The sequence below is a fragment of the Acinetobacter sp. CWB-G5 genome (assembly GCF_019209785.1).
Lineage (GTDB): Bacteria > Pseudomonadota > Gammaproteobacteria > Pseudomonadales > Moraxellaceae > Acinetobacter > Acinetobacter johnsonii.
This window is the reverse complement of sequence record NZ_JAHUTF010000002.1, coordinates 163,218-176,113: the sequence shown is the minus strand read 5'-3', so window position 1 is coordinate 176,113 and position 12,896 is coordinate 163,218. Positions and strand designations below refer to the sequence as shown.

At 42.4% G+C, this 12,896-nt stretch carries 8 protein-coding genes; all 8 read left to right on the top strand.

Going from position 1 to position 12,896, the window contains the following annotated elements; translation table 11 throughout:
• The first annotated feature begins 142 nt into the window (after window positions 1-142).
• Window positions 143-3,712, top strand: a complete 3,570-nt coding sequence (gene dnaE, locus KVY11_RS04925) for a DNA polymerase III subunit alpha (RefSeq protein WP_218288304.1) — start codon at window positions 143-145, stop codon at window positions 3,710-3,712.
• A 33-nt stretch (window positions 3,713-3,745) separates the two neighbouring features.
• Window positions 3,746-4,594, top strand: coding sequence for an RNA methyltransferase (locus KVY11_RS04920; protein WP_005400658.1), 849 nt, complete (start codon window positions 3,746-3,748; stop codon window positions 4,592-4,594).
• The gene (cysE, locus tag KVY11_RS04915) at window positions 4,587-5,396 is read left to right on the top strand and encodes a serine O-acetyltransferase (protein WP_004696365.1); all 810 of its coding nucleotides are present in this window, start codon (window positions 4,587-4,589) and stop codon (window positions 5,394-5,396) included. Before KVY11_RS04920 ends, cysE begins: the two co-directional genes overlap by 8 nt.
• Before the next feature lie 123 nt (window positions 5,397-5,519).
• Window positions 5,520-6,422 carry an ABUW_2363 family tetratricopeptide repeat lipoprotein gene (locus KVY11_RS04910; RefSeq protein WP_218288303.1) on the top strand — a complete coding sequence of 301 codons (903 nt, stop codon included), beginning with the start codon at window positions 5,520-5,522 and terminating at the stop codon, window positions 6,420-6,422.
• Between the two features lie 132 nt (window positions 6,423-6,554).
• Entirely contained in the window at window positions 6,555-8,561 is a 2,007-nt protein-coding gene (locus KVY11_RS04905) for a triacylglycerol lipase (RefSeq protein ID WP_218288302.1), read from the top strand.
• 251 nt (window positions 8,562-8,812) lie between these two features.
• Entirely contained in the window at window positions 8,813-11,446 is a 2,634-nt protein-coding gene (gene mutS, locus KVY11_RS04900) for a DNA mismatch repair protein MutS (protein ID WP_218288301.1), read from the top strand.
• Between the two features lie 207 nt (window positions 11,447-11,653).
• Entirely contained in the window at window positions 11,654-11,977 is a 324-nt protein-coding gene (fdxA, locus tag KVY11_RS04895; RefSeq protein WP_010327061.1) for a ferredoxin FdxA, read from the top strand.
• A gap of 132 nt (window positions 11,978-12,109) precedes the next feature.
• Window positions 12,110-12,829 (top strand): D-Ala-D-Ala carboxypeptidase family metallohydrolase, encoded by a 720-nt coding sequence (locus tag KVY11_RS04890; protein WP_004982106.1) that lies wholly within the window; start codon window positions 12,110-12,112, stop codon window positions 12,827-12,829.
• Window positions 12,830-12,896: the final 67 nt, after the last annotated feature.

Below are 12,896 nucleotides of genomic sequence, written 5' to 3'. Positions count from 1 at the left end.
ATGTCGTCTAGCTATATGCACAACTCATCTCAAAGCATATTTATGAGATGAGTCATCAAAACTTAAGCATTTCCCTGCTTTTTCAAACTGAAATCTAAATTCCCATGTTAAACTATTCAGCGGTTTTTGCAGGGACTCACTTATGCACTTTGTACATCTTGGTATTCATACAGAATTTTCAATCACAGAATCAATTGTACGTATACCTGATTTAGTCAAAGCTGCTAAGGCAGAAGGTATGCCAGCCCTTGCCATTACTGACTTATCTAACTTACACGCTGCTGTAAAATTTTATGGTAAATGCTTAGATAATGGCATCAAACCGATTATGGGTTCAGAAGTTCGCTTGAACGATGCTGAACATCGCGTGACATTATTGGCGATGAGCAATGTTGGCTGGCGTAATCTAACCGAACTGGTTTCAGAAGGTTTTATCCGCGGTCAACAGCTTGATATTCCTTGCGTTGCAAAAGACTGGATTTTAGAACAAAACCATGACCTGATTGCGCTACTTGGCATGCGATCTGATGTCGGCAAAATGCTCTGTACATCGAATCCGCAAAAAGCCGAACCTTTACTCGAAGAATGGATTGCAAAATTTGGCAATCGGGTTTATTTGGCTCTATGTCGAACAGAACGCTCAGGTGAAGATGACTTCAACTATGAAGCCTTAAAACTGGCTAAAAAGTACAATATTGGTGTAGTTGCGCACAACGATGTGCACTTCATGAAAGAAATCGACTTTGAAGCACACGAAGCCCGAGTCTGTATTGCCGATGGTTATGTATTAGGGGATAACCGCCGACCAAAAAATTACTCTCCAGAGCAATATTTTAAATCTGGCCAACAAATGGCGGAATTATTTGCAGACATTCCCTCTGCAATTGAAAATACTTATCAAATTGCCAAACGTTGTAACGTCACGCTGCAATTAGGTAAATACTTCCTGCCTGACTACCCTATTCCTGAAGGCCATACCATCGATACCTACTTTGCACATTTATCTAAAGTAGGTTTAGAAGAACGTTTAGACTTTTTATATCCACCAGAAACGCGTGATGAATACTGGCCTCAAAAACGTAAAGAATATGATGACCGTTTAGAGTATGAAATCGGGACCATTCTTAAAATGGGTTTCCCGGGCTACTTCTTGATTGTCATGGACTTCATCCAATGGTCCAAAGGTAATGGCGTTCCCGTTGGTCCAGGCCGTGGTTCAGGTGCAGGTTCACTTGTTGCCTACAGCTTAAAAATTACGGATCTCGATCCTCTCCCATATGGGCTGCTGTTCGAACGCTTCTTAAACCCAGAACGTGTTTCAATGCCCGATTTCGACGTCGATTTCTGTATTGCTGGTCGTGACCGCGTGATTGACTATGTGGCGCGTACATACGGACGCGATGCAGTATCACAAATTGCCACTTTCGGCACCATGGCAGCCAAAGGTGCGATTCGTGATGTGGCACGTGTCTTGGGTAAATCTTATGGTTTGGCAGACCGAATCTCAAAAATGATTCCGACCAAACCTTTAGGTTTAAGCCTCGAAGAATCCATTGAAGCAGAGCCACAACTTAAAGACATTGTCACTAACCCATCCAACCCAGACAATGACGATGCTGCTGAAATTTGGGAAATGGCATTAAAACTCGAAGGCATTACCCGTAACACAGGTAAACACGCAGGTGGCGTGGTCATTTCCCCGACCAAGATTACCGACTTTTCTGCTGTTTTGTGTGATGCCGATGGTACAGGCCGTGTTGCGCAGTACGATAAAGACGATGTTGAATCGGCAGGTCTAGTGAAGTTCGACTTCTTGGGTCTACGTAACTTAACGGTCATTGAAGATGCTGTTAAGAATATCAATAAGCGCATTCAGCTAGATGTGCCTTTAGACATTGCGTTCATTCCGCTTGATGACAAAGATGCATACCTTATCTTTGCCAATGCCAACACCACAGCGGTCTTCCAGTTTGAATCCGTGGGCATGAAAAAAATGCTCAAAGAAGCACGTCCAAGCAAATTTGAAGAAATTATCGCCTTCGTATCCCTTTACCGTCCGGGTCCGATGGACCTGATTCCAGACTTTATCCACCGTATGCATGGTGGCGAGTTTGAGTATCTTCACCCCCTACTTGAAGGTGTACTTGAGCCGACTTACGGCATTATGGTTTACCAAGAACAGGTCATGCAGGCAGCACAGTATTGTGCGGGCTATAGCTTGGGTGGCGCGGACTTACTTCGTCGTGCGATGGGTAAGAAAAAGCCCGAAGAAATGGTCAAACAGCGCCAAATTTTCACGGAAGGAGCAGCGAAAAAAGACATTGATGAAGCCACTGCCAACCATATCTTTGACTATATGGAAAAGTTCGCAGGTTATGGTTTTAACAAATCACATGCCGCAGCCTATGCCCTTGTAGCTTATCAAACTGCATGGCTCAAAGCGCATTATCCAGCTGAATTCTTAGCAGCGGTGATGTCATCGGAAATGCAAAACACCGATAACGTGGTGTTCTTGATTGATGACTGTCGACACAACGATATAGAGGTATTGCCGCCTTCGGTCAATATGTCTATCTATCAATTCCATGCTTCGGACGATAAAACAATCGTCTATGGGCTCGGTGCGATTAAAGGCGTCGGTGAAGCGGCGATGCAGTCGGTTATTGACTCGCGTATTCAAGATGGGCCGTATCGTGACTTATTTGATTTCTGCCATCGTATTGATCTGAAAAAAATTAATAAGCGGACTTTAGAAGCGTTGATTCGATCAGGTGCTTTAGACTGTCTCGGCATTGAACGCTCAAGTCTAATGGCGCAATTACCTGAAGCAGTACAAGCGGCTGAACAAGCTCGCTCAAACCGTGAAACAGGCATCATGGACTTGTTTGGTGAGGTTGAAGAAGTACAACGTAAACCCTCTAAACCCGTTAAACCTTGGTCAGATGAAGTCCGTCTCAAAGGTGAGAAAGACACCCTAGGTTTGTATTTAACCGGCCACCCAATCGATGTTTATCGCACTGAGTTGAAAGCGTTTATTCCGAATAAAATTAATGAACTTACCCCAACCCGTCGTGGTGTTACTACGGTTTTTGCAGGTCTCGTGGTTGATGTAGCTAACTTCCCGAACCGAATGATGGTGACGTTGGATGATGGTACCTCACGAATTGAAGTCTCTGCGAATCATGAACGCTTTATGCGTTTTAAAGACATCATTCAAAATGAAAAAGTCGTGGTAATTGAAGGCGAAATTTACGAGCGTGAAGGTTTTGACCGTCCAATGGGACGCTTAACCAAAGCATTTACTCTGAATGAAATTCGTCAAAAACGCGCCAACTGTATTCAAATTCGTCTCGACCCAACACATAGTACAAAAACACTGAGTCAAGATTTAAAAAATATACTTGCACCCTTTTGTAATGTCGATATGTGTAATCACATTCCGCTGCAATTGCTGTTGGACTACCCGTATGCCACGGCTGAATTGCACTTAGGGATCAATTGGAAAGTGGCACCGCTGGATGAACTACTTTCTAAACTGCGTGACTATTTTGGTAAAGAAAATCTTCATGTGGAATATCAAGTCAAATCCAAAGCAGCCAAAGCGGTGAGCTATGAAGAAGCCAGACCTGTAGATGTACCACCGCCCCCTGCGGATATGAGCATGGATGATGCCATGGACTTATATCAAGCTGAAGTCGGTCAGTTCTCTTAATTATTTAAATTTTAAAGATTCATTGGAAAAATCATGAGCCAATTTGACAATGCCGCTGTTTCAGCGCATCTCTCCCATGTGCGTATTGTCATGGTCAATACCACACTCCCTGCGAACATTGGTAGCGCACTGCGCGCCATGAAAACAATGGGACTCTCAAAGCTGGTGTTGGTTGCGCCAAAAACCTATCCACATCCCGATATTGATGCTTTGGCAGCGGGTGCAACTGATTTAATTGAGCAGATTGAAATCGTTGAAACCCTTGCTGATGCCATCAAAGACTGCCATTTAGTGTTTGGCACGAGTGCGCGTAGTCGTACCATTCCTTGGCCTTTGCTAGACGCACGTCCCGCAGCTGAAAAATCAATTTCAGCAGTGGTGAATGATCAGCAAGACGTTGCTGTTGTATTTGGCCGTGAAGACCGCGGACTGACCAACGAAGAACTCGCCATGGCTAACTATCATGTCACCATTCCTGTAAATACAGACTATGGTGTACTAAATGTGGCTCAAGCCATTCAAGTGATTTGTTATGAAATGCGTATGGCCACACTGGCTGCTGTGGAAAGCGGTAAAGATGAAACTGCAACCATGCCTGTAACAGATACTGAGTCTATGCAATGGGATGAGCCTTTGGTCACACATGAGCAAATGGAACAGTTCTACCCGCACATTGAAAAAATGTTGGCCGAGATTGAATTTTTAGATCCAAAAAATCCTCGGTTACTGCCTTTACGCTTGCGTCGTCTTTTTGGACGTATACAATTAGATCGTATGGAATATCATTTACTTCGTGGTATTTTTAGTCGTGTACAAGCCTTAAATAATGGCACATGGAAAAAGTCAAATACGGATCAAACAGAGGATCAATCTAATGCTTAAACAGCTCAAAGAAGATATACAAGCTGTATTCGCGCGCGATCCTGCGGCACGAAACACTTTAGAAGTTCTAACCACATATCCAGGTATTCATGCTTTGATTATGCACCGTATGGCGCATGAGTTATGGAAAAAAGAATGTAAAGGCTCAGCACGTTTATTGTCTTCTTTTAGCCGTTTTGCAACAGGTATTGAAATTCACCCAGGTGCTAAAATTGGTCGTCGTTTTTTTATTGACCATGGCATGGGCGTCGTGATTGGTGAAACCGCTGAAATTGGCGACGATGTGACCTTATATCACGGTGTCACTTTAGGTGGAACCACATGGAATAAAGGCAAACGTCACCCGACCTTAGAAGACGGCGTGGTGGTTGGTGCTGGTGCTAAAATTTTAGGCCCTTTTACTGTCGGTAAAAATGCGAAAGTCGGCTCAAATGCAGTCGTCACCAAAGCTGTACCAGCCGACACCACCGCAGTTGGCAACCCTGCACGCTTTATTTCTAAAGATAAACCGAAAGATGAAGCAGAAACACGTCGTCGCGATTATGCAGAAAGTATTGGTTTCCAACCTTATGCTGCAACGCAAGACCAGTCTGATCCAATTCTTGAAGGTATGCGTGTTCTACTTGACCGCATTCAGTTGAATGAAAAACGGATGAATACCCTTTGCCAACGTTTGTCTTTACTTGATCCAACTTTTAAAAAGCAACAACAAAATGAACAACCCTTTAGTGCTGAAGAATTGAAAATTTTGGAAGATGTACGCCGCGAATGTGAAGCTCAAAGCCTGCCATCTAACGACTAAACATGAAAAGTGTTAGTTTTTGAAAACCTGCCTATAGCAAACCTTGCATGTTCATCAGAGTTTTTTTAGACTGACGAACATGCCTTTTATACCACTTCTTAAAATAATGAATGGAAGAACCTTATGATGCTTAAACCCTTAGCGGTTGCTGTTCTTGCTGTCTCGTTTTTAACAGCGTGTAGCTCAAACCCAACGAAGAATAACAACGATACCATCGTTTTTACAGAGCCTGAATTAACTGCACCATTTTATGCACTCAATCCATTTAATTATGATGCGCCACCTCCATTTGAAATTAACTTAAAAAAAGCAGCGGCTCAGCCTGTAACAAAAATGGAAGTGACTCGCTCTGACGATCCATCTAAAAAAATGGTTTTAGACACCAATAAACTGATTATTCCAACCGTAAACAGCAAAGACCGTCAGTTGAAGTTTGCCGTACTGGCGGGCGACAATGAAGTCGACATTACTGAAATTGATGACTTCTTACAGTTGGTTGAAGGCAAAGCCCGTCACTACCCACCGCGCTTTACGGAACGCCAAGAACGTAAAGGTTTTGAGTTAAAACTAAAAGAAGTGACACAACAGCTTGATACGTTAGCATCGAAAGACAATGCTTCATTTGATGTACTGGTTCGTGCATTCAAAGCCAGCGTTATGGCACGTAATTTAGACCTTGGTTCAGTCTATACCACCAAGTCTTTGGCTTATGCACAGCGTATTTTAAAAATTAACCAAGAAGACCCTGAAGCAAACTTCTGGTTCGGTTTTGCTTTGTCTGAAGGTGGTGGTCAACGCGAAGCGATGCCATACCTCGATAAAGCAATGAAAGCTGGTGTTCAAGAAGCCTATTTAGCGACAGCAAATAACTACATTGCTATGGAACAAAAGAAAAATGCGGTGCAAACCTTGAAAAACTACAAGCTGAAATATCCACAAGAAGCCGAAGTTGCAGATCGCTTGATTAATGAAATTGAAAAACAAGGTCGTTGGAATGTTTGGCAAGTTCTAAATACTGCAAAATAATTCCATCACTTCTGATGTACCTAAAAATAGACCGAATTTTCGGTCTATTTTTATTTTAGGCGAATTGATAAATCCGAGAATTATCGTATGATTTAAAAAATTCAAAAGAATAAACGGTAGTCGACGCTTTTTATGCCTAAATACATCCGTAGCACCTTGATGGTAACCACTCTATTTTCGCTCTTGAGTGGTTGCCAAGTGGTCAGTGTGAAAAATCAATCACTGAACGTCACGATTACCAATGAACGTGAAAGTATTTTAACGCGGGATAAGCTCAGTGAAGCGAGTCTAAACGTGCTGTCCATGACAGGTCGAGAAGCCAAAATCTGTTCAGAGCAACCTGAAGAATGTGTCAGCGAACTCAGACAAATTCCACAAATTCAGGATGAACAGCTCCTCTCTACTGCCAGCGAACTGTATCTCGCTAAAGCAATTTCCTTAGAAAAATCATCTGCCTGTAAAGTGAGTCTTTTAGCCAAGACCCAGTCTGAAGAAAAAAAAGCGCTACAAAAACAAAACTACCAAAGCTGCCTAGATCAACAACTCGGCATGTTGGATAAAAGTATTCGCTACAGTTATGCATACATGTTTAACACCAAACGTGGCCCCCAAGATCGTATTTTTGATAACCGACAAGTCCAACTCCGTGACTTTTATAACCAAGCTATCGCTAAACTTGTACATAGTTATGGACTACGCCATGGACCAGCAGAAGTCGGCAATCAAATCAAAGTGGGACAAAGTATTTACCGCATAAATTACGATAACTACCCACTTTTAAAAAACCGTCAAGTTGAACAACTAATGTCAACTTACAATATGAACTTTTCAGGCCTGCGCTCTATCACACGTCGCGATGGTTTTGGTTCAGAGTTTCTGATTGTCCTCCCACCTGAGCACAATGACACCTCACCAGAAAAAGCCAAATATATTGTCGATCCACTACATTATCAGTATACCAATGGTCGTAATCCCAACATTCACAATGCCCGTTATTTAGCAGCGACCATTACTGCACAGCCACGCTCTGCATCCAGTATCGATGAGATCTTAAACAACCCTGAGTTTGAAATCTCAGCTTATGATCCCTACAAGTTTGAATCTGCGAAAATTGCAGGCAAAAGTTACCCTCTTGCTGCAAACTTTTCTGCACCTTATGGCTTATGGTTGGCACAAAACAACTTAGGCAAAGCCGCGTATTTATCACTGATTGATCGTGATGCACGCCTCACCATGCCGCACCTATACATGCTTGAGCCGTACAACCCAAATAAAAAAGTAGTGGTGCTCGTTCACGGACTAGCCAGTAGTCCAGAGGCATGGATTCGTTTGACGAATGATGTCATGGGCGATCCTGTGCTGCGTGAACACTATCAAGTCTGGCAAGTGTTCTACTCGACCAATATGCCAATTTTGGAAAGTCGTTTCCAAATCTATGCAATCATTCAACAAAGTTTTAATTTGGTCGACAGCAAAGCGCCTGCCAAAAAGGATGCAGTGTTAGTTGGTCATAGTATGGGCGGCATTATTGCGCGGCTTTTGGTAAGCGATGCTGACTTAACCCCTGCGGCAATGAAACTGCTACCTAATCGACGTGTGCAACAATTTAAAAATGACCCTCTGTTTAAATCGCGCCTCGACATTCAACCGATTCCAAACTTTAGTCGGGCCATTTTCTTGGCAGCGCCACATCGTGGGACAGAGTTTGCTGACCGCTGGTTTACCCTTGCGGCACGTAAAGTTATTCGTCTACCAGGTGCGTTTTTGGGGGCACTGACCGATGTTATACAAAGTAGTGACCCTGACCTACAAGCCTTCATTAAAGATGTCGATAATGGACTCATTCAAAATGGGCCAAGTGATCTCAGCAAGAACTCTAACTTCACTCGATTAACGAAAAATGTCGTTCCATACAAAGGCATGAAATTCCACAGTATCATGGGGAATGCGACCAAAAGTGATGACCTCAATATCATTACAGACGATGTCGTGCCTTATACGAGTGCCCATCTAGATGGTGCATTGTCTGAGAAGATTATTAAAGGTGGACATTCTATTCAAGAAACGCCTGAAGCCGTTCTTGAGTTACGTCGTATCCTGCGGTTGCACCTGACTGAACTCGGTCTGTATAAACCTTAAATCTTTAAAAGCCTAAACAGATGTTTAGGCTCTTTTATTTTTGCTTTACGCTAACGCATACAGCAATAATCACTTGGCTGTTTAACAACTGTTCGCTTTATAGATGATTTATTGTTTAGTCGTTTTCAATTTTGCTAAGATATTGCCATTCATACAATAGCTGTTCATAGCGCATAAATACACACGGTAAGCGGTGTCGCTCGGTCTATTTTTATATTGTGCATTTTCAAAGATTTAAGGATTTCACCTACATGAGCAATTCGGGAATCATAACTGATTTGTCCACCCTCACTCCCATGATGCAACAGTACATGGGCGTCAAAATGCAACATCCGCACTCTTTGATGTTCTATCGTATGGGTGACTTCTACGAGCTATTTTTTGAAGATGCACATAAGGCCGCTAAACTTCTCGGAATTACCCTGACCCATCGTGGCAAAGCCAATGGTCAACCCATCCCTATGGCAGGTGTTCCTTACCATGCAGCTGAAGGCTACCTTGCTCGCTTGGTGAAAAAAGGCGAAACCGTCGTCATTTGCGAGCAAATTGGTGAGGTTACAGGTAAAGCACCTGTTGAACGTGGCGTTGTCCGGATTATTACACCGGGTACGCTGACTGACGATGCCTTACTGACTGCACATCAAAGTTCAAACCTTGTTGCGCTTTGCGTACAACAAAATGAAATTGGTATTGCGCTGTTAGATTTGAGTGCAGGTTTATTCAAAGTTCAGCAACAAGAGTTTCAGCTTGAGCAACTCGGTATTGAACTGTCTCGCCTCATGCCAAGTGAAATTTTGGTCGATGAAAATATTGTCGACCCCAATATCATTGAACACATTAAAAAACTGCTCGACTGCCCTGTAACACGCCGTCCCAATGTCGACTTTAATTTAAACAATGCACAAAAAACTTTATGTGATCAGTTTGCTGTATCGACTTTAGCTGGTTTCGGTATTGATCATTTGCCGCTTGCCAAAGCAGCAGCAGCATCGCTGATTCATTATGCCAAAGAAACGCAAAAGACTGCCTTGCCGCATATTCGCTCAATTCAACTAGAACAAAGCAGTGATTTCATTGCGCTTGATCCTGTGACGCGTAGAAACTTAGAGCTGGTTGAGCCTCTGTTTGAACACGGCACGTCATTATTCCAACTCATCAATGACTGTCAAACTGCAATGGGTGGACGTTTACTTAGTCGTACACTGATGCAACCGTTACGTGACACCAAGCTCTTAGACGCACGTTTAGATGCCACCAAGAGTCTTGTGGATGGCTACCACGAATCGCCAGTCCGTTTAGTATTAAAAGAGATTGGAGACATTGAACGTGTCCTCAGTCGGGTGGCTTTAGGTAGTGCCCGTCCACGTGACTTAGTGCAACTGCGCCAAGCCTGTGCACAAATCCCTTATTTACGTCATGCCATTCAACCCGTGATCCAAAGCAAACAGTCTGCACTCATTAGCCAATTGAATGAGGAATTGGGTGATTTCCATGGCTTACATCAACGTTTAATGTCTGCCATTGTTGAACATCCACCTGTGCTTTTACGGGATGGAAATGTAATAGCCGAAGGCTTCGATCATGAACTGGATGAACTCCGTAAAATTCGCGATCATGCAGGACAGTACTTGATCGACCTTGAAATTCAAGAACGTCAAAATACTGGAATTTCGACCTTAAAAATTGGTTATAACCGTGTCAGTGGGTATTATATTGAACTGACCCGTGCACAAGCCGAGCAAGCACCTGATCACTACATTCGTCGTCAAACCTTGAAAAATGCTGAGCGTTATATCACCCCTGAGCTAAAAACCTTTGAAGACAAAGTGCTTTCGAGTGAGTCCCGCGCATTAGCCCGCGAAAAAATGCTGTTCGAAATGCTTTTAGATGAACTCCGCGCCGACATTGGTCATTTACAAATGATGAGTAGCGCTATTGCGCAAATCGACCTCTTAGCCAACTTTGCACATCAGGCTCGCTTACGCAATTGGTCACGTCCTGAGTATAGCCCAGAAATTGGGGTTAAAATTATTGCGGGACGTCATCCAGTAGTTGAGGCGTTGAACAAAGCCACATTTACACCGAATGACACGACACTTGATTTTAACCACCGTATGGCCATTATTACAGGTCCTAACATGGGTGGTAAATCAACCTTTATGCGTCAAACGGCTTTAATTAGCCTATTGGCCTATTGTGGCTCATATGTACCAGCCCAATCGGCAGTATTAGGTCCAATTGATCGAATCTTTACCCGTATTGGTTCTGCAGATGACCTATCTACAGGCAAATCGACCTTTATGGTGGAAATGACTGAAACCTCGCAAATCCTGCATCATGCAACCAATCAGTCTTTGGTTTTGATGGATGAAGTTGGTCGTGGCACCAGTACCTATGATGGTTTATCTTTGGCATGGGCTTGCGTACTTGACTTAACCAAACGCATTAAATGCTTATGTTTATTTGCCACGCACTACTTTGAACTGACCGAACTGGCTAAAGAAACTGCTATTGATAACTACCATGTCACTGCAAAAGAACTCAACGGCAACCTCATTTTGTTACATAAAGTCCAACATGGGCCAGCGAGTCAAAGTCACGGCTTACAAGTAGCAAAATTGGCGGGTATTCCTGCCAATGTGATCAAAGAAGCACAAAATCGTCTGAAAGTTTTAGAGAAGCAACAACTGCAAAAACCTAAAGTCGTTCAAAATGATTTGTTTGCTGTAATAGAAACGCCTGAACTTGAAATCATTGAACGTGTAGTCGAAATTGAGAAACCTTCTGCCGCACTTGAACTACTCAAGAGCATTGATGTCGATAACTTAAGCCCACGTGAAGCTTTACAGCAGCTTTATGCATTGAAAGATCAGTTACATTCATAATGGCTTTCGATTTTCGTAAATCATCTAGACCGTCAAAATGACGGTCTTTTTTATTGTTAAAAGCGGTTTTCAGCAGAATATTCAGTTTTTATTAAATTTAACAGCCGTGCATATAACAAATATCAATAAAAGCAATTGTTAGTTGGTGCTGTTTTTGCCTAAAATACACATTAGTTATTAGAACCATATTTTTAGGTAGCCTTCGCCATGACCTTTGTTGTCACTGAAAATTGTATTAAATGTAAATATCAAGACTGCGTAGAAGTTTGTCCAGTAGACTGTTTCTATGAAGGTCCAAACTTTCTAGTGATCAATCCGGATGAATGTATCGATTGCGCACTGTGTGAACCTGAATGTCCAGCAAATGCAATTTTCTCTGAAGATGAACTGCCAGAAGGTCAAGAAGTATTTATTGAACTAAATGCTGAATTATCACAAACTTGGCCGAACATTACCCAGATTGGTGACCAACCTGCTGACCGTGAAGAATGGAACGGTAAAACAGATAAGTTACAATACTTAGAAAAGTAAGCCAGAAAAAGATCAGCATAAGCTGATCTTTTTTTATACCTAAAACACACATTTGATTGCAATATTTCCAATTTTTCCTCACAAATTTGGATTAAAATAATAGCCGTATTTTTTAAATATTTGATTTCTATAATGAAGAAATTTTTAAAGGGATTATTTGCGGTTAGCATAATCCCCTTGGTGATGATTGGCTGTACGACTTCATCCCACAAAGGACAGACCATCACAACTCCTGATGGAAAACGTATTTTTATCCCGCAAGAGAAAATTAGTTTTGACCGCCCTGCTCCACCTAAAATTATTCCTTATACCTACAATGCTTGGATGTCTGTCGGTGACACGCTAGCACGCGTACGTGAGTATGAAGTTTTTCTTGAACGCAATGGCGTGGGAAATATCATCCCAAGCTTTGAACTGCTCAGAACAGCACGTGACTGGCAAAAATGTGGTCGTTCACAATACATGATCCCGAACCGTGAACTTTGGAAAAACCAAATTGCGACCTTAAAAGTATTTAAATATTTAGTTGCAGCCAAAGTACTGACTGATTTTGAAGTCACTTCAGTTTATCGTGATCTACCTTTAAACCAATGTGCTGGCGGTGCAAACTCATCCCGCCACTTATTCAATTCTGCCATCGATTTTCGAATTGGGTCTGAAAACCCGCAACCCGAAGATTATGCTTATATTGAAAATACAAAATATCGTCTATGCCAATTTTGGACCCAACATGGTCAGAGCTTGAACATGGGCTTAGGTTTATATGCTTCTGGTCAGATTCACATTGATACCCAAGGATATCGCACATGGGGCCCAGACCTCAGTCGCAATTCTTCGATGTGTAGTTACTAGTTTTTAAAAATTAAAAGAGGTCAATATGACCTCTTTTTTTGAGCATTAATTTCAACAAATATGGTCG